This window comes from Oscillospiraceae bacterium, assembly GCA_034925865.1.
Lineage (GTDB): Bacteria > Bacillota > Clostridia > Oscillospirales > SIG627 > SIG704.
The window spans coordinates 124,490-141,577 of record JAYFRN010000006.1; the positions used below are offsets into that span (position 1 = coordinate 124,490).

The following is a 17,088-nucleotide window of genomic DNA, read 5'->3' on the forward strand; positions in this document are numbered from 1 at the left end:
TTTATGATATATGAAGAACCGGCAAGGTGCTTGCCGCATAATATATAAAGGATGAGAAAAGCTATGTACCAGCATTATCCGAGTATGTTTACTATTAAAGATAATGTGATAATACAAATATATAAGCTGATTATCCCATTGGAATTACTATGAAAGGTGGAATTTGTTAATGTCCTGTGAATTGTGTAATGCTATTTTCACAGATCCTGCAAAAAGAGCAGCATTTGGATATCAGGCGGAAACAGCGGTCTGCGAATGCCACGATATCTGTGTCGAAGATGTCCGCGATATATGCGTAAAGACAAGAACTCTGACGCAGGTTATCCCATGCAATCCCGACGGACGCGCGGGCTGCCGCGGAGGATTTTTACCGGACGGAGCGCCGCAAGTCCAAAGCTGGAGGGTCTTGTGCGCGGAAGAACGGCTTAGCCCCGAAACCGGCTGTGACCGTATTTTTAATGATGTTGAATTTGAAGTTGTCATTCGGTATGCCTCCGGAACTCTGGCAGTTTTAACCCCTTCAGATACTATCACTTGTATGTGGTATGAATTTGCCGAGTTCCCCAGCGGTGTGTTTTATCCAAACAGTACAGCAGGATTAAATCAGTTCAGAAATGAACTGGCGGCCATCGATGGATCCTGTAAAGTAATAATCATTGAAAACGTAAGAATTGTTACAGAACTTAACGACTGTGTTTTAGTGATTGATTATAAGATCATTGATAAGTTATGGAAACACGAAAATCTTCTTGTAACGGCTATCAAACCATATCCGGGTGTCGGCGAAATAGGAAACATCACTGTTTCACAAGAGTTCGAACAAGGTCATCGTATCGGTCCCTGCAGAGTCAGTATTTAATAATTATTAAGGGATGCGCAAGCTCCCTTTAATATATTATTAAAGCCACATTATTAAACGGCAATTAAATATTCCTCGCTTCATAAGAGAGAAAGCCCCATATACCGGAACCATTTTTCTCTTTGGCGGTAACTAGTTAATCGCCGCGTTAATAACATAATTCAGAAGTATTGCCTCTTGGTTATTCCTGAGCGGCAATACTTCTGTTTATGTAGCCATTCGATTAAACGGTTTTATTTTCTTTCATAGTTTCAATTTCATTAAGCTTAGCTTCTATTCTCAGGAGACAATCAGACATTTCTTTTAGTAAAGATTCAATATTTAATTTTCGGATATCCGAGGATTGCTGATGCCAATATGTCGTTTTTTTAAATATATCATGATTTTTATCATTTTCCGGGCTGTTCGGTATATTGTCTTCTAATATAATTTTAACTTCATTTTCAGCTGATAGCTTGCTGATATATGCGGTATTTTCTTCATTCTCCAATTATATTCCCTCCAAGCTAAGAATGTTTATGAATCCAGTATATATCAGTTCACTTTTATAATATTAATTGAAGCACTGACTGTGGTATTTATTTTCTCCGGGTTTGATACGCCATTTGAAAGCTTTATATCTGTGCCGCTTAAATTAACAATCGTTATTTCCGCAGGTACGGATGCTACATTTATAATCGCTTCGCCTTGAATTTGATATTGTCCGCTTCTGCAATTAAATGAAAGCTGTTGTTTAATTGAATGATTTACTGCTATAGACCATATTTCCTCACAACAAGAAGCCGAAGATATCAGAAAACGGATTGAATAGCTTCCTATTTCTGTAAGCTTGATAACCGAAGTTCCCGCAGTATACGCTATTGGATCTTCACTTGAGGGAGAATTAAAAATAACCGCTGCATTATTTAAAACTATTTGTTCGGCAGTTGAATAAATATACGCAAAGGGTGATAAATAACCTATTTCTCCAAGCATGTAAGAATCAGATGAATCCTGAGTGCATTGCAAGTTTTCGCTTCGATCATAACCTTTGGAACGAAGTGCGCTTCCGACCTTAGAATACATGAAAGGTCCAGGGTAACTTCTTAATCTTTGATTGCCCTGTGCGCCGGGCGGTCCTTGCTCTCCACGTGGGCCGGGCGGTCCTTGAATACCCTGTGGACCAGGGGCCCCTTGTTCACCCTGCGGACCGGGCGGTCCTTGCTCGCCCTGCGGACCGGGCGGCCCCTGTTCACCCTGCGGACCAGGGAATCCTTGTTCGCCCTGCGGGCCAGATGACCCTTGATCACCGTGTTGGACATAAGGCGTCGGAATAACTCCTTTTGTGTAAAGAGAATCCTTCATACCCTGTGGGTTAATGGAATTAGAATTATTAGAGCTTTGCCGTACGGAAGGAAACATCGGAAAGCCTCTTTGTTTGAAATCCGAATATTTGATGATATTCATTTTATCATAATCATCATTATTATTATGTCTCATACCTCACGCCCTCACCTTTATAGAATTATCTATCACAGTCTATGCCGAACATTGTGTTTGGTGAAATTTTACAATTCCGCTTCAGTGTGAACGATTATGAATCTGCATATGCGCGTTTAAACGCATCTACCATGATATAAAACTTTTTAATTTACATTTATAATATTATCAACTATTAACCTTGAATAAAATATAAGAGAAAAGGCTCCGGTATACGGGCTTTTCTCTCTATAGCATGATTTATGCAATTGTTCTTCCTTCCGGCGCCACAGCTACTGAATTAATGAAGTCGATTCCAGCATACAGCTTACTCAATCCACATGCCGTGTCCGGGACAGATCATATAATCGCCGTATCTATTAATTATTTCGTTTCTGCATAATGTTGCCTTTTGGGAATCGATGTTCACACTTGTCATAAGATACGGAGCAAGCAAATTAAATTCCTGCTGTTCAACCGAAAAGCCCTTTATATTTACGTAATCATCTCCCGTAAAAATCAGCTTATGTTCCTCGCAGACCAGAATCGTTTCGCCTTTCACATGACCACCGTCGCCTTGATATACATTGAAATTCAAATCACCGAAGGAAAGCTCTCCTATCTTTGACAGGATATTATTATCCTTCTTTTGCCCTATTATTTTGATCTTTTTTATATCCGGCGGCTGATAACGTGAAATAATGCGGCTTAACCTGCAATACGGAGCATGCATGACATTCTGTTCTCTGAAATTATCTGATTTTTCATTTTCTAGACGGAAATTTTCATAAGTATCTCCGCTTGTATAAATCGATGAAAACATTGATAACAAGCCTGTGTGGTCAATATCGCCGTGAGTCAATACTATATCCTTATGCATTTCGTCAAAGCTTGCGAAAAGGCTGTCGAATATGACACTCATTTCCTCAGCGAAGCACGCAAAGCCGCTGTCTATAAATAAAAGCTCATTGTTATTTTCAAGAATATATGTGTTGCTTCCGCACGGCGGCTCGACCATTATAAGCCGCGTTTTATCGGTGATATCCTTTTTATGTATATGTGCGTTAAAACGCGCGCCTTTATGCCCGACGATGAACACGGCGAATTTTCTGATGTATTCAAATGTTTTCTGAGCGCTTTCTTCCTTATCATCAAGCAGTTGCATGATTTTATTGGAATTTATGATGATCTCGTTTGTCTGCTCCTGTGAAAGCGAAAGAATATTGCGCATTTCATTCGCGAAGCTTAAATAAAATACCGTGGAATCCAGCGTCTTCTCGGTTACCGTATAATCGATGATATTTACATCGCAGAGCAATGAAAGCTCATCGAGCAGACTTTTGATTATATCGGGATTCTCAATGAATAAGCCCATTCTGAAATATTGATACTCAGTGCCGTTTTCCTGAGAATTAATATATGAAATATTTATAGAATATTTGCTTATTACCTCCAGAATGGGTTTCACCGCACCGGGAACATCATGCAGCTTCAGAGAAATCAGAATCACGGAATTGTTCTTCTGCTCCTGAAGGTATCCTATTTTGTTAAGCTGCTCGGATATGCTGTCAAGCTGTTCTTCGGTCGCGGAAACATCAATGAAAAGCGTATGAACATCGATCGCTTTGTTATAGCTTACCCGCACGATATTACCTTTGTTTTCGGCTATGATCTCGCTTGCCTTTAAAAAGGCACCGGCTTTATCGGGCAGCCTTGTTATGAAGGTCTTTTTCATTTTTTTTCTGCCAATCAAATATATTTTTTTTATCGTTTTTATAGACATTAAACGGTTTTTTAATTTTATGACTGCAGTATAGCACATAAATGTAAAATCCTCAACCTGAAATAATATAATGATTATATAATTTATATATTTTGCCGTTACTCTTGAATTTCATTTTCTGTATTTATCCGGATTCATATATTCATTGTCATTGATAAAAAACCTTTTTATGCTTGAAATCATATAATAGAAGCAGTAAAACTAAATTATAGAGCATATTATAATAAAGGAGTATATCTATGGCAAATCCAGCTCAGGCATGTGAGTGTTCACCTTATTCTAATATTTGCTGCTGCGGACCTCAATTCGGCATTTCTGTTGTTCAGCCGAAATGCCAAAATCTCCCCGATGGCAGCGTTGTAAATAATCCCGCGTTCGTCCCCAAGCTGAACAAATCGTTTTGGACGTATAAATTCTTAACAGATTGCGCAAGTACAACAAGAGCAATCAGCAATTTCGGTATTCCAATCTGCGAAATTATCACCGCAGAAACAATCCAGGTCAGCGAGAAAATCGACGGATGCGGAATATTTGTATCCATTCCATTTACCCTGACAAAAAGCGATCCGAATTTGGGCCCGGCCCCGGCAGGTTTTCAATTTGTAAAAATAGAAACCAATAACCGCTACGAAAAAGGGCTCTGCGTCGAATACAGAATTGAAATCACAGGTGATTTTCCTACGGCGGAACAACCAATCAAAGTAAAAGCCGGAAACAATGTACTCACCTTTTCTTGCGAAGGCTGTTTTTTAGTTCCGAAATGCAACCCTTTAGGAAAATTGTCAGTTACAAAAAATTGCAGTCACTCAATAATAAATAATCAGGCAAGTCTGGACTATAATCTCTCAGTAAGCAATATCGGCAACGCAGCATTGAATAATGTTCAGTTTGAAGATGTTATTTTTATACCGACGCAGCTTGTTATCGGCCAGATCACCGTAAATCCGGCAACATTAAATGTGGATACCAGTATCTCCGGTGAAATATCGATATCCGGTAATTTGGGAACCATTGAACCCGGCGGGAATATTCCGATAACCTATAATATAAAAATAGCGAATGTTCAAATACCAGGAAGCTATATGATAAACAATACAGTTAATGTGGCGGCTGAAGGCACTCAGGCTTCCGCAAATTGCCATACTATAATTAATGTTGTAAAATTAAAAGCCGATAAATGTTGTTCAATAGACGGAAATCAGGCGATATATGCATTATCTGTATCAAGCATAGATCAATCTCCGGATGTATTGATAAACCTTTATGACCATATGGATGTTCCGTCGGGAATAACGGTAAGATTCCTTGATTTAAGCGGATGTGAAGGATATTTCTCCGGCAGCGGAAATCCGATACTAACAAATGTCGATGTTCCCGGACCTGTAGGCTTGGATTTCATATGTAAAAATATTATAGTTCCGGCAGGCGGTGTTTTTTTGAAATATGGTAGCTATATTCTGGTATCGAGTTCTGTGGTGGGAATAACAACAATTACCAATACGATTGTCAAAGTAGAACCGGTAATCCCAGAAGCTCAGGTATTCCTCGGTGTCTCCAATATTCCAGTATCGGCAAATATTGACGTTGAGCTTGTTCAGATATGTCAAAGGCCGTGTGTATAATAGGATTTTGTTTTGTTTTAATATTTATATCATGATTGCTTGACCTTGGTTGTTTATATTTTGTTAAAAGAACATCCCGCCAATAGGCGGGATGTTCTTTTACATAATTACATGAAAATAATCGATTTATGTAATCCCCTCCCCAAAACAAACCGCCCTTGCAAAACAAATGTTTTGCAAGGGCGAAAAGCACATAATATGTTGTACTTATCTCTTTGAGAATTTAAAAGTGTTTGTTTCCAAGCATTTTTTGCTTATTTGTGTATCACTTGTATATCGTTCAACTTTCTGTTGAAATTTTAAAGGAATGATAGGTTGATAACTCACAATGTCAATGATATTACAACTTTTTGTGTTATATAAGTGTCATATCTCACGTTATTCTATTTACATTCTTTTGAACTTTTTAAACTTCTTAAAAACGACATAACCTTACCGGTTAGTAACAGGATAGTGACAGTATTTTTCGTATTTCTCCAGAGTGACACTCTGGAGTTTATTGATTTATAAGGGTGTAAATGAAAAATCTGTGATACTATTTCATATGGTTGTTACTATGTTTGCTTTATTGTTTTTATAAAATCAAAAAATAATGTCGAAATAATGTTGATTTTTTCTAATAATGGGATATAATGGTACTTACAATATAAATGATGTTGGGTTAAAATAATCTTATTATAGCAATTAGACGAAGTTTTAAGAAGTAGGTTAGCATAGAAACGATGTGAAGTATCAACGGAGGTGGCTGTGATTTATTCAGATAAACCAATTAGTACAAATAAAGATGATTATCTAGGCAGGGGTGGTTTTGCAAAATTGCTTGCGCAATCCCTCTTAGATATGAATAACGGCGACACTTTTTCAATTGGGCTTTTTGGGAAATGGGGTTGCGGAAAAACCTCTCTTGTAAACATGACGCTAAATGAAGTTGATGAGCTACAGAAAAACTCTAGAGAGAAAAATAAACTCATTGTAGTTCATTTCGAGCCTTGGAATTTTTCTAATACCGATCAGTTATTATCGCAATTTTTCATCCATTTATCTAACAAGTTTAGGAGTAATGGTGATAAAAAACTTGCGAAAATTGGAAATGCCCTCGAGAAGTACTCAGATGCATTTGAAGTGTTTGAAGTAATACCTACTTTCGGAAAATCTCTAGCTTTATTTGGAAAAAAGTGTGTCTCAAAGTTAGGGAAAAAACTAAAAAAAGGCGCTGATGAAAAAGACATATTAAAGCAGAAGGAATACGTTATAAGCCTTTTAGAAAAACAGTCAAACAAAATTTTGATTGTTATTGACGACATTGACCGATTGAATAACGAACAAATCCGTCAAGTTTTTCAACTAATAACGTCTGTCGCCAAATTTCCAAATACAATTTATCTTTTAGTTTTCGATAAAGAAATTGTAGTTAAAGCTTTGGAAAAAGTACAAGAAGGAAGTGGCGAAGACTACCTGGAGAAAATTATCCAAATGCCTATCCAAATACCTGACATCCAACAACCCAAGCTCAGGGGTGTATTATTTAGTCGGATGGATATGCTTATCTCTGAACATAAAGATATATGCTTTCAAGAAGAGCATTGGCAGCGGTTATTTTATTCATGTGTCGAACCGTTCGTAAAGAGTATTAGAGATATAAACCGCCTTTGTAATTCTGTAAAGTTTAAACTTACGACTTTATTCTCCGAAGTTGATTTTACAGATATGGTTGCTATATCAGCTCTAGAGATACATTTTCCAGCAGTGTATGAATGGGTTAAAGGAAATAAACCTATTTTAACGGGTGAACAAGATTGGTCAGCCTTTAAAGCAAATCTTAAAACTCAAAAAGACTGTTATGAATTTTATCAATCTCAAATAAAGTCGTTACTAGAGGACAGTACAACGAAATATGAAGATACAAATCATGTCGTAGTTATTATTACATTTCTATCCCAGATGTTTCCATATTTTGGACAGAAAATTGGTAAGCTTCATGAGACTTACGATTTGAATGTATTAAGAATGAATAATCAAATTGCGCATCCTGATAAATTTGATAGATATTTTGATCTTGAGTTGGATAACATTTTTCTAAAAAAAGCAGAAGTACTTAATGCAGTAAACACATTTAATCAAGAAGAATTTATGACTTTCCTTTTAGAACTTGATAAAAAAGAAATTAGCTATGACTTTCTTGAAGAAGTCAATGCAATGCTCCCGAAAATATCAGCAGATAGAGCCAGAACAATTTCGAGAGCATTGATAGTGACCACAGCCCAGTTGAATACAAATTCACAGAAACGCCTTTTATTTAGAATAAATAACTATGCAGAATTTCTAGTAATAGATTTGATAGATAGAATTAATTCTACGGAAAGAATTGCATTTATTTCTGATATTATTAATAATGCAGATCTTGCTACATTACAATCGATTGCTAATATCATCAATAGGATTGAATTAGGATATGGAAGACTAGCGGCCAATGGCAAAGAATATGAATATAAGAAAATTATCTCTTTAGAGGAGTTACTTCAGCTAGAAATTCTTTTTATAAATAAGGTTAAGGAAATGCTACGGCTGCACAATCTATTTAATATCAGCAATTGGAGAATGATTTATTATTTGCTTGAGAGTTTCGATTTAGACTATGCCCATGGCTATCTTGCTGATGCCTTAAATAATGATGGTAATATCCTCAGATATTTGGATAACTCTGTAAACGTTTGGTCTGGTGGAGACACAAGATATGAATTTAATCAGGAATATAAAAAACATCTAACAGAAGAGCGTATTCTGCAAGCAATCAAATCACAGAAAGAATCAGGTGAATTATTTTTAATGTCAGAAAAAACACAGAACATATGTGGCGCATTTTATTTGAATGCTTTAGGAAAGCAGGATTATAAATGTAATCTTTCTCAAGCTGATGTAGATAAGTTACTTGCAACATGGAAAAGTGAGAATGAGAAAAGCTAAACGTGATTTGATTTTACTTAAATTTAATCATGTTATACAAATAGTACGTATTAATTAAGGAGTAAAATTATGATTGATAATGATTTTTATAAAGCTTTACAATTTTCTAAAAATATATTAAGGTTTACGAGTCCGCTTACGTGGTTAGTAGTTGATTCTGCAGAAATGGTAATCCAAAAGTCTAGTACATTATCAGATAGAGGAAACTTAGATGATATTAAACAAGAGGCTCTTAAACAAGAAATATTGTTAAAAATGGCAGAATGCCAAGCCAAAGTTGCTCAGGAAGTTGCAATCGCTCGTCGAATTGATACAGCTGAAGAAGTTATTATTGAGGAATATTTTGATACCACAGGAGCAGGAGACCTAGGCGTTAAACTTGAGGGTGAGAGTTTATCTGCTGGACTTTCCGGATCAGGAAGACGTGTGTCGAAGAAAGTATATACATTTAAGGGATGGCGTGATGGTGGACTTGAAGTGATTGAAAAATTAACTGATAAAAATGAATGATGTAATTACTTCCCATTATGTAAAATAGGCAATTATAATATAAAAAATCGGGTAAGCGAAACGCCTACCCGATTTTGTTATTCATAAATTTATTCTATTTAATTTCCACAGCTGCCGGAGAAGGTGCTTTTCCCAAATCCTTGCATAGCTCAACATAACCCGCTTGAATTGATTCTTTAATTTTTGCTTCGTCGAAATATTTGCCATAACGGTCAACAAGGATGCTGTATACATAATTAAATTTTTGTTTGCCTTGATTTGTCTCAAAAGTTGTAAGCGCGACTGCGCAAAGAGATTTAGCTGTATCGAAAAGTCGCCGATCTTTAAGCCACGGTACCGCAACCTTTGCGACCCAGGTCGATACCAGAGTTACGATAATACCCATAATCGCAAGGATTATTTGTGTAAAATCAATCGTGTAAGTCATTGTTTTGTTCTTCTCCCTTTTCCTTTTTGGTATTTTTGATATAGTCAGCATATCCTTTCAGATATGGTTCTTTGTTATTGTATTTTCGCTTGTTGCCGTGAAGGTATCCGAGTATGCTAAGCTCTCCGACGCAAGCTCCAAATACGCACGAAATAAGCGTTGACGGTTCGCTTCCGACAATTATGAATATAATCAGGCATACTATCGTAAACACGGCTAAAAACGAGAATATGCTGTATACAACTTTATCGACATTCATATCTTTTTCAGATACTGGAGCGCGATCCGGCTGAAGAGCTGCAGGATAAGCGCGTTTGCTCCGTCCTTTGACAGGCTCATTACGTTCATTGTTTTTCCGATGAGTCTCTCCGGAACGCTTTTGCCGTTGATGTACTTTGCACTGGGGAGAATCGTCACATGGTCACCAGCTTTGAACTGAGAGCTATTCGCTGCCGATGAAACGCTGTAATCAATCCACGGGCATTTACCCCACCACTTCCACGGACGATCTGCAAGCTGAGTTTTAACAACACCGTACTGGAAGCCGCGAGCTTCGATTACCTCGCCATTCCCTATGTACACACCGACATGACCAGACATGAATACAAGCGTACCAGGTATTTCCGGAATTGTGCTGATGTCGCCTTTTTCTGTGCATTTTGTTCGCATACCGTTTGCGGAAACGTCCTGATCTTCGCGGTATTTCGCCGGGCTGTTTGCGTCTGCGCTCCACAGATAGCCTTTTATAAGCCCGACACAATCGTGTACCTTCTGTCCGATATGCTTTTCCCGTGCCTGAGCTACGCGTGAATCAGACCAGTACACCGGGTATGTTTTCGCGTACCAATCAAGATCGCTTGTGTTTGCAAACTGCCCAAAGGAACCGTACCAATACGGTTTTCCGAGCTGCGCCTTACAATAATCAACGAGACCTTTTGCTGTTTTTACCATGGTTTCAACCTCCGTTTTCTTAATCATTTTTATGGTTTTTTACTACGATCTGACCGTGATCGCGTTCAAGATGCTCATTAAGCCGGTTATGTTCCATTTTTGCGGATTCATATGCTTGCGCAGCTGTGCCTGATATCGAAACCATCTGCTTACTCATTTCATCACAACGACCTTCCAGTCGCCTGACATCATCATTTAATCGCGTTTCAATTCGTTCTACGCTGTCTTTGATGTATTCAATATCTTTCGCAAGGCTTCCGGATTCTTTGCCTTCAGCTTTGCTTGCGGATTGACGACCAATAAAAAATGTAAATACAGATAAAACAAAAGCGCAGATCGTTATGATCGCGCTTATTTCTGGTGTCATATAAAAGTGCTCTCCTTTCCAGCTATTTATTGGTAAGTGCTTTCAACTCGGCTATTTCTGCTTCAAGTACTGCTATGCGTTCTTCAGGTGTGGGTTCTGGCGGCGGCATATTCGCACATTCTGCTTCTAATGCCGCAATTTCTTCGGCGGTCATTTCGACATATTGATTGTTATAATACTTTTTCATACTTTAATACCTCGTATAACAATTTTCCCGGAGTTCATGTTTATTGATGTATTAGGCGTACTGATAACTATTTTATTAATATGATTAACTACAGCATAGAAAGGTATAGCTGGGTTATTATAAGAAATCGGAGTTACAACATGATAAACAGTACCACTAAGCGCGCACGTATAATTGACATACTCTGGCACTGTTCCTGAAACATAATCCATTTCCAGTAATTTCGATTTCCCAATATAAGCATGAACATATAATGCAAGATTTCCATTGGCATATCCCATAGACGTCCAACCTCGATTAGGAGTTATCAAAGGTGTGGAATCATACCATAAATCAATGCCTATATTACTTGTAGCACTTGCCTTGACCTCGACATACGCATACAACTCTTTTAACTTTAAAGTTTGACCATCATCGAATTGGTCTATAACGATGCTTTGTATCGGCTCTGCTATTTCAATCGTTTTTTCATAATTAAATGGTGACATACTAGCAATTAAATCATTAAATTCCGCTTCTGTTCCTTTATAACCGCCATCATACGCCGATTGATACGCGCTTTTGCCGTTGAACTTACCTGCATCTGCATCACTCTGTACTGATCGCGCCATGCTCTCGGCATTTTCCGCAATATCTCGTATCTGCGCTGCAAGAGAAGGTGTGACCAGATCAGGTTCTGCATCTGCGGGCTTCGGCGTATTTAGAACAGCTAATGTCGCGCATCGTGAAATATATTGCTTATTATCGCTTGTACCGACAATGGTCATTTTGCCATTTCCGGGTGTAGATGTAAACTCGGCTGGAATATCTATCGGTGTCCCGGAATAAACAACTGATACGCCTGTGGTACGTTCGGCGGGGTAAAAGCATACAGTGATGTTCAGTCCAGACCAATCATCGGATAAAACAAAATCAATTTTATCCATGCCGTATGTACCCCGCGTGCCGATTGTTAAGGACTCTGGCGTAATGTTATATTTACTGAGCGTAAATGCGTAAATCATTGGTCAACCCCTTTCAAGGTGTTTACACAGGTTTATTCAGCCGGCTGAATAATAGCTACGGGAACACCCTCGCGTGTAAAATTACCATCTACAAAATCATCGTTTATTTTCACATCAAGATTTGAGCAGTCATATAATATGGCTTCATTGGGTAACCCGATAAGTTGTATTCCCTGCTCGCCATATTCGTATATGCCAACGACTTTTCCATATAAAATAACAGCTTTTTTCATTCTAATACCCCCATCTTACAATTATTATTCCTGTACCGCCTAAACCTCCCGGATGTCCTGTGTCGGCGGGATAGTTATACTCATAAGCACCACCACCACCACCACCACCGGTATTGATATGTCCATTACCCCCTGCATAAAAACCACTACTGTACAGTCCCCCATACCCACCGCCTATATATCCATAAACACCCGATGCCCAGTTACCAGAATTCCATCTAACTCCACCTCCGCTTCCACCACCACCATATATTGTGTTATTTGTTTCGCCAAAAGAATACATATTATGTCCTTGCAACTCTCCATAAACCCCATCACCATAAGCTGCATTTCTAACAAGTACTTCTGAAGACCTATCATAGTTGGCTCCTAAGGCTCCTGCATCACCACCCTCTTGATTATCAAAGTTAGAAGCATATCCAGCACTGGCTGAAATTAATGAGCCAAGAGTTGTTGGGTTATTTCTTACCCCATATCCAACACTATTAGGAATTACTGCGGAATAACTGCCATTAACGACAACACCTTTAACTGTTTCAGTTTGCCCTGAGGGGCCTCCATGCCCACCAAAATCATTATAAGTGTTTTGTGCATAAGCAGATTGACCTGCCGCACCTGTTCCTACAGCAAAAATATCCACAGTCATGCTTTTTAAAAAGGTTAAAGTGCCTGATGAGTATAGTTCTATTCTACCTTGATTTTTAGTACCAAATACTGCATAGCTCCCACTATAAGTCACATTAATACCTACGCCAAGAACTCCTAGTCTCAGTAAACTACTCATTATTTATCACCTACAGCTATCCATTTGTCTATCTCAATTTGTACAAAAGAAATAACACCATATCTATTAACCACAGTTAATGTTGTAGTTACGCCATTTACGGTAACCCCTGAAGAAACAGCGATATTTGCCGCGCCTGTGTTGTATCTCATTACATCAATCGCTGTTCCTAATGGGTATGCTACTGAAGCATGTGTGGGGATTGTGATTGTTATAGCCGAGGTACTATTTACAACTTGTAGGGTATTTGCATCAGTAAGAACAGAAGTTTTACCTGAGGTCACAGAAACAGTTGATACCCCAAGTAAGGAAGGTGTGACTTTGCCATCTGTTAAAGTCGCATATACTCCATTATGGTTATGATTGCCCTCTGAAACTGTTCCTGCCGCTGTACCTAAATTCTTCGTCGCGGCATTGCCAAGCCCGCTTACATCAGTTGAAGGAATTTGAGTTGATCCCGTAACTCCACCTGTGCCATTACCTTTTAAAATACCCGATGCAGTAATTTTTGTTTGCTTACCGTTTTGTAAATTTGTGATGTCCGATACCATGCTGGCAAGATTAGATTTTTCTGTGGCTGTAAAATTTGCTTCAGAAAGCCCTTTTCCCGTTTCTTTGCTAACTTTATCAAACAATGCAGCGTCAATGATGTCAGCATTTGCATTCAAGTCTGCAATATCGCCGAAATCGTCATATGTAGGTTTATTTAAATTATAATTTGGAGTTTTGATCATTCCAACACCTCATTTTTAATGTCTCGCCAAGTCTTGGCTTTTAGGTAATCCCATGTGAAATTCTTAATCATGCTCCAGGTGTTGTACATCAGTACAAGTTCAATCACTATATTTGCCGGAACGACCCTTTTTAACAGCGCATTCACATCATCAAAGTTTGACTTGGCAACCAACGCAATTTTCACTTTCAAGATATACAGCTCGTTTTGTACTTCCACACTGTAACCATCCGCGCCGCATAAACTCTGAAGCATGTTTTTCAGCACCGGTAAAGTGTAAGGAAGTTGCTCGCTGATGCGGGAAAGGATCCTGAATTTACGATCTTCTAAAATATCTGTTCCCTTGGGTTTAATACCTAAAATTTTTTCCCACCGTTCAACACCGTTTTCAGTCGCCGATTGTACGAATTGGTCATCTAGTGCGTAATCCACAGCATCCCACAAAGCAGATATTTCAGCTTGTTCGCCATTATTCATGATTGCTTGGTATTCCTGCACGTTTTTAATGACCGGGGGAAGATAATCAATTAACTGTCTAAGCATTGATAATACCCCTTACCGGGATTTCATTAGCCCCCAAGGTTAAATTTTGTGCCGCCCCGTTTAATGTAGTGTTGGCAATGTCCACGATACCAGGAAGGTCAAGAAAGCGGGTTTCAATTTGACTGATACGAGCAATCAAAGCGTCATTATCATCCCAAGCTTGACTTAGTTCTTTGAAATAGGCATCCACTGCCGCTTCCGCATAAGATTTCACATCAGTCCAGCTCCAGCCATTCTGATAAGTGATTTCGGTTACAATGTTAATTGTTGATGATGTAACCCCGGCAACGGTCACCACATGACCGATAGGAGCGATACCAAGTCCTAATCCATTGTTGGGTACGGGATCAAGTGCGGTCTGCACTGCATTGACCAATGCCGTTGATGGGATTTGGAATTCAGAATTCAAAATTACAACTTTAACTGTCCCGCCACCATTCCAAACGGGATAAATCTTTACACCACCTACACCATCAAGCGCAAGTGTTTTTTCGATGTAATCATGTTTGTTGCCCCCGAACGCCTGTGATTTAAAACTGTTAAAGTACCGTTCCCTTAAAGAATCGGTGCTTTCTTCATCTTCACCAGGAATAAGAACTTCTGTCAGCTTTGCTGATTCCAATCCTTCAATGTAATCAATAGGAATCATGTCACCAAAACTTTGATTACCAATAATTCCTGTTGATTCGCACTGTACCTTGTAAATACCTGATGAAATCAGTTCAGTTACCACATAGTTCAATTGGTTCAAATTGAATCTTGCATTCAGCATGTCAATGTTTGTTGGGGTGAATTCGCCTTTTAAAATCGCATTTGTAGCAGGTTCAGTTTCAATTCCTCTTTCAGATGCCCTTCTGATTAAATATTCCCTTGATGCGGTATCACCAAAGGATTCATTAAGAATCATGTCCATTTGAATGTAAACAAGTGTAAGTTCGATTGCAGCGGGAGCTAGTGCATCATAAATAATAGATCCTTCACGTTTATCAAATGTGCCAGGAACTCTGTCAAGCATCCTTTTCAAGATAACATCATATGTCATATCTTCATACATTAAAAATTCACCACCTTTTGAATTTGAACTTCACCATAAATAGTGTATACTGTAAATTTGCAAGAGATTTCATTTTTGGATACATCAAATGTGAAATCATTCACTTCAATTATTCTTTTATCCCATGTCAATGCTTCAATGATTCGCCTTTTTAACTCAGGCATTACATAATTTACTGGTTCACCGATAAGGTCAATAAGTTCAATTCCATAATTCCAAGAATAAATCATATATTGATACCTTTCGGTGTTCAAAATACAATATATAGTCTGAATTATAGCTTCCTGTGAATCAATATACCCACCAATTTTATTGGTAAGTTTATATGTATAACTTGGTTGTTCTTCAATTATAAAATCACTGTTAAGAAATCCATTAACTGACGGAATCATGTTATTACCCTATCCCATACAACATATTTCTGACCACCTTGCATTCTCAGAAGAACAACGGTATCACCGACAATCAAGCTATTCTGACCGGTTACATTACTGGTTAAAATAAGCTGTGCTGATGTAAGTGTCATTTTCTGTTCAACATTGATTTTCATAGGTGAAACAGATGTGACTTTACCAAACATAACCGCGCACGGCTTAGAATTTTCGACCGCATCAAGTGCTGCTTTTTTTATGCTCTCGATTAAATTAGGCAATAAATTCACCACCTCTTAAAGTCAAATCCATCCTATGTTCTGATTCCTTGAAAGTGTGTTTGCAACTCTCCACAAGCATGAAGTTCTGAATCATAATGTCGCTTAGATTCAATTTTACAACAACCATACTTCCTGCTCTAACCTTCGGATTACCCAGAGCATTTGTTATTTTCAAATTCCTGGTTTTTGCATTATACAGGTCAAGCAGAGCATTTGCTTTTGCTTGACCATTTTCACCTTTCTGCAAAGTGTCATAATATTGTAGTATCCCCCAATTGTTTATATTGGAAGAATCTTTTGCCATATATACTTCGCGCTTGCTTGTTTTGTCATTTTCATAAACCAATTTTATTTGGTTATATGTTTGTGAATCGATAGTGGAAGTGTAATCAAAATTTTCACCAGTTTCTTCATCAATGACAATATCAAGCTTCATTCTTTCAAGTGCTTTTAATGTTAGTTTTCCGCATTCGTCATAAAGCACATACATGGTCTTTTTGTTTGTCCGCTCTAAATCAAGTGCATTCTGAATCATATCAAGAATGGTAGTATTATCCTCAACCCTGGATTCAATCTTGAATGATGTACTTTCTATTGTTCCAAGGTTGAGATTGTAATCATTCGCCACCATCTTGATGAACTCTGATGCCGTTTTGTTTGTGTACACATAGATGTCTTTATTTTTCAAATACCTGATTTGGTCATAGGCAGTGACAGTGATGTTCATGTCCTTGCTTTGCTTTTTTGAAAAAACAAAGCCATAGAAAACTTTCACACCGTCAATATCCATTCTGACAGGGTTTCCTTCGGTGAAGTTTATCACACTGTCTTTCACAACCGTAAAAGTAAGCTTCCCAGGTGAACCTTTTCTTTCTGTCTGCCAAACAATACCTTCCTGAATAATCGGGGAATACATCATGTTTCCATTTTGAATAAGGATTTGCACATTCATGTTCA

At 38.1% G+C, this 17,088-nt stretch carries 21 protein-coding genes; 4 read left to right on the plus strand and 17 right to left on the minus strand.

The features are described from left to right. Positions 1 to 169: 169 nt before the first annotated feature. Entirely contained in the window at positions 170 to 859 is a 690-nt protein-coding gene (locus VB118_02895) for a hypothetical protein (GenBank protein MEA4831546.1), read from the plus strand. Positions 860 to 1,082: 223 nt separating this feature from the next. Here the strand turns inward: VB118_02895 and VB118_02900 are convergent, their stop codons facing one another. The 3 genes from VB118_02900 to VB118_02910 all read right to left on the minus strand — a co-directional run bounded on the left by VB118_02900 (position 1,083) and on the right by VB118_02910 (position 4,052). Next, a complete protein-coding gene (locus VB118_02900; GenBank protein MEA4831547.1) occupies positions 1,083 to 1,349 on the minus strand; it encodes a hypothetical protein in 267 nt (88 codons plus the stop codon). 44 nt (positions 1,350 to 1,393) lie between these two features. Then, a complete protein-coding gene (locus VB118_02905) occupies positions 1,394 to 2,338 on the minus strand; it encodes a hypothetical protein (protein MEA4831548.1) in 945 nt (314 codons plus the stop codon). A gap of 307 nt (positions 2,339 to 2,645) precedes the next feature. Beyond that, positions 2,646 to 4,052 (minus strand): hypothetical protein, encoded by a 1,407-nt coding sequence (locus VB118_02910; GenBank protein ID MEA4831549.1) that lies wholly within the window; start codon positions 4,050 to 4,052, stop codon positions 2,646 to 2,648. A 287-nt stretch (positions 4,053 to 4,339) separates the two neighbouring features. Here VB118_02910 and VB118_02915 point away from each other — a divergent pair, with 287 nt between their 5' ends. The 3 genes from VB118_02915 to VB118_02925 all read left to right on the plus strand — a co-directional run bounded on the left by VB118_02915 (position 4,340) and on the right by VB118_02925 (position 9,196). Further along, the gene (locus tag VB118_02915) at positions 4,340 to 5,722 is read left to right on the plus strand and encodes a hypothetical protein (protein ID MEA4831550.1); all 1,383 of its coding nucleotides are present in this window, start codon (positions 4,340 to 4,342) and stop codon (positions 5,720 to 5,722) included. A gap of 747 nt (positions 5,723 to 6,469) precedes the next feature. Then, positions 6,470 to 8,686 carry a P-loop NTPase fold protein gene (locus VB118_02920; GenBank protein ID MEA4831551.1) on the plus strand — a complete coding sequence of 739 codons (2,217 nt, stop codon included), beginning with the start codon at positions 6,470 to 6,472 and terminating at the stop codon, positions 8,684 to 8,686. A 69-nt stretch (positions 8,687 to 8,755) separates the two neighbouring features. Beyond that, entirely contained in the window at positions 8,756 to 9,196 is a 441-nt protein-coding gene (locus tag VB118_02925; protein MEA4831552.1) for a hypothetical protein, read from the plus strand. A 94-nt stretch (positions 9,197 to 9,290) separates the two neighbouring features. Here VB118_02925 and VB118_02930 read toward each other — a convergent pair whose 3' ends face one another. The 14 genes from VB118_02930 to VB118_02995 are packed head-to-tail and all read right to left on the minus strand — an operon-like array spanning position 9,291 to position 17,083. After that, entirely contained in the window at positions 9,291 to 9,623 is a 333-nt protein-coding gene (locus VB118_02930; protein ID MEA4831553.1) for a hypothetical protein, read from the minus strand. After that, positions 9,607 to 9,882, minus strand: coding sequence for a hypothetical protein (locus VB118_02935; GenBank protein ID MEA4831554.1), 276 nt, complete (start codon positions 9,880 to 9,882; stop codon positions 9,607 to 9,609). The genes VB118_02930 and VB118_02935 overlap by 17 nt, the downstream gene beginning before the upstream one ends. After that, positions 9,879 to 10,574: an NlpC/P60 family protein gene (locus tag VB118_02940; GenBank protein MEA4831555.1), complete on the minus strand. Its 696-nt coding sequence runs from the start codon at positions 10,572 to 10,574 to the stop codon at positions 9,879 to 9,881. The genes VB118_02935 and VB118_02940 overlap by 4 nt, the downstream gene beginning before the upstream one ends. A 19-nt stretch (positions 10,575 to 10,593) precedes the next feature. Then, entirely contained in the window at positions 10,594 to 10,941 is a 348-nt protein-coding gene (locus VB118_02945) for a hypothetical protein (GenBank protein ID MEA4831556.1), read from the minus strand. 22 nt (positions 10,942 to 10,963) lie between these two features. Continuing rightward, complete coding sequence (locus tag VB118_02950) at positions 10,964 to 11,128, minus strand: hypothetical protein (protein MEA4831557.1); 165 nt, start codon at positions 11,126 to 11,128, stop codon at positions 10,964 to 10,966. Continuing rightward, complete coding sequence (locus tag VB118_02955; GenBank protein ID MEA4831558.1) at positions 11,125 to 12,132, minus strand: hypothetical protein; 1,008 nt, start codon at positions 12,130 to 12,132, stop codon at positions 11,125 to 11,127. Before VB118_02955 ends, VB118_02950 begins: the two co-directional genes overlap by 4 nt. 32 nt (positions 12,133 to 12,164) lie before the next feature. Then, positions 12,165 to 12,365, minus strand: a complete 201-nt coding sequence (locus VB118_02960) for a hypothetical protein (protein MEA4831559.1) — start codon at positions 12,363 to 12,365, stop codon at positions 12,165 to 12,167. Between the two features lies 1 nt (position 12,366). Then, a complete protein-coding gene (locus VB118_02965) occupies positions 12,367 to 13,149 on the minus strand; it encodes a hypothetical protein (protein ID MEA4831560.1) in 783 nt (260 codons plus the stop codon). Beyond that, positions 13,149 to 13,883 carry a hypothetical protein gene (locus tag VB118_02970; protein MEA4831561.1) on the minus strand — a complete coding sequence of 245 codons (735 nt, stop codon included), beginning with the start codon at positions 13,881 to 13,883 and terminating at the stop codon, positions 13,149 to 13,151. The genes VB118_02965 and VB118_02970 overlap by 1 nt, the downstream gene beginning before the upstream one ends. Beyond that, positions 13,880 to 14,425, minus strand: a complete 546-nt coding sequence (locus VB118_02975) for a putative phage tail protein (protein MEA4831562.1) — start codon at positions 14,423 to 14,425, stop codon at positions 13,880 to 13,882. Before VB118_02975 ends, VB118_02970 begins: the two co-directional genes overlap by 4 nt. After that, positions 14,418 to 15,479 carry a baseplate J/gp47 family protein gene (locus VB118_02980; protein MEA4831563.1) on the minus strand — a complete coding sequence of 354 codons (1,062 nt, stop codon included), beginning with the start codon at positions 15,477 to 15,479 and terminating at the stop codon, positions 14,418 to 14,420. The genes VB118_02975 and VB118_02980 overlap by 8 nt, the downstream gene beginning before the upstream one ends. Next, positions 15,479 to 15,871, minus strand: a complete 393-nt coding sequence (locus VB118_02985; protein ID MEA4831564.1) for a DUF2634 domain-containing protein — start codon at positions 15,869 to 15,871, stop codon at positions 15,479 to 15,481. Before VB118_02985 ends, VB118_02980 begins: the two co-directional genes overlap by 1 nt. Continuing rightward, positions 15,868 to 16,140 carry a DUF2577 domain-containing protein gene (locus VB118_02990; protein MEA4831565.1) on the minus strand — a complete coding sequence of 91 codons (273 nt, stop codon included), beginning with the start codon at positions 16,138 to 16,140 and terminating at the stop codon, positions 15,868 to 15,870. Before VB118_02990 ends, VB118_02985 begins: the two co-directional genes overlap by 4 nt. Then, on the minus strand, positions 16,124 to 17,083 hold the full coding sequence (locus VB118_02995; GenBank protein ID MEA4831566.1) for a hydrolase: 960 nt from the start codon (positions 17,081 to 17,083) through the stop codon (positions 16,124 to 16,126). Before VB118_02995 ends, VB118_02990 begins: the two co-directional genes overlap by 17 nt. Positions 17,084 to 17,088: the final 5 nt, after the last annotated feature.

Excerpts from the sequence above, each read along its gene's own strand:
- VB118_02895 (MEA4831546.1), top strand. The coding sequence starts at position 170 with ATGTCCTGTGAATTGTGTAATGCTATTTTCACAGATCCTGCAAAAAGA.
- VB118_02905 (MEA4831548.1), bottom strand. The coding sequence starts at position 2,338 with ATGAGACATAATAATAATGATGATTATGATAAAATGAATATCATCAAA.
- VB118_02910 (MEA4831549.1), bottom strand. The coding sequence starts at position 4,052 with ATGAAAAAGACCTTCATAACAAGGCTGCCCGATAAAGCCGGTGCCTTT.
- VB118_02915 (MEA4831550.1), top strand. The coding sequence starts at position 4,340 with ATGGCAAATCCAGCTCAGGCATGTGAGTGTTCACCTTATTCTAATATT.
- VB118_02925 (MEA4831552.1), top strand. The coding sequence starts at position 8,756 with ATGATTGATAATGATTTTTATAAAGCTTTACAATTTTCTAAAAATATA.
- VB118_02930 (MEA4831553.1), bottom strand. The coding sequence starts at position 9,623 with ATGACTTACACGATTGATTTTACACAAATAATCCTTGCGATTATGGGT.
- VB118_02935 (MEA4831554.1), bottom strand. The coding sequence starts at position 9,882 with ATGAATGTCGATAAAGTTGTATACAGCATATTCTCGTTTTTAGCCGTG.
- VB118_02940 (MEA4831555.1), bottom strand. The coding sequence starts at position 10,574 with ATGGTAAAAACAGCAAAAGGTCTCGTTGATTATTGTAAGGCGCAGCTC.
- VB118_02945 (MEA4831556.1), bottom strand. The coding sequence starts at position 10,941 with ATGACACCAGAAATAAGCGCGATCATAACGATCTGCGCTTTTGTTTTA.
- VB118_02950 (MEA4831557.1), bottom strand. The coding sequence starts at position 11,128 with ATGAAAAAGTATTATAACAATCAATATGTCGAAATGACCGCCGAAGAA.
- VB118_02955 (MEA4831558.1), bottom strand. The coding sequence starts at position 12,132 with ATGATTTACGCATTTACGCTCAGTAAATATAACATTACGCCAGAGTCC.
- VB118_02960 (MEA4831559.1), bottom strand. The coding sequence starts at position 12,365 with ATGAAAAAAGCTGTTATTTTATATGGAAAAGTCGTTGGCATATACGAA.
- VB118_02965 (MEA4831560.1), bottom strand. The coding sequence starts at position 13,149 with ATGAGTAGTTTACTGAGACTAGGAGTTCTTGGCGTAGGTATTAATGTG.
- VB118_02970 (MEA4831561.1), bottom strand. The coding sequence starts at position 13,883 with ATGATCAAAACTCCAAATTATAATTTAAATAAACCTACATATGACGAT.
- VB118_02975 (MEA4831562.1), bottom strand. The coding sequence starts at position 14,425 with ATGCTTAGACAGTTAATTGATTATCTTCCCCCGGTCATTAAAAACGTG.
- VB118_02980 (MEA4831563.1), bottom strand. The coding sequence starts at position 15,479 with ATGTATGAAGATATGACATATGATGTTATCTTGAAAAGGATGCTTGAC.
- VB118_02985 (MEA4831564.1), bottom strand. The coding sequence starts at position 15,871 with ATGATTCCGTCAGTTAATGGATTTCTTAACAGTGATTTTATAATTGAA.
- VB118_02995 (MEA4831566.1), bottom strand. The coding sequence starts at position 17,083 with ATGAATGTGCAAATCCTTATTCAAAATGGAAACATGATGTATTCCCCG.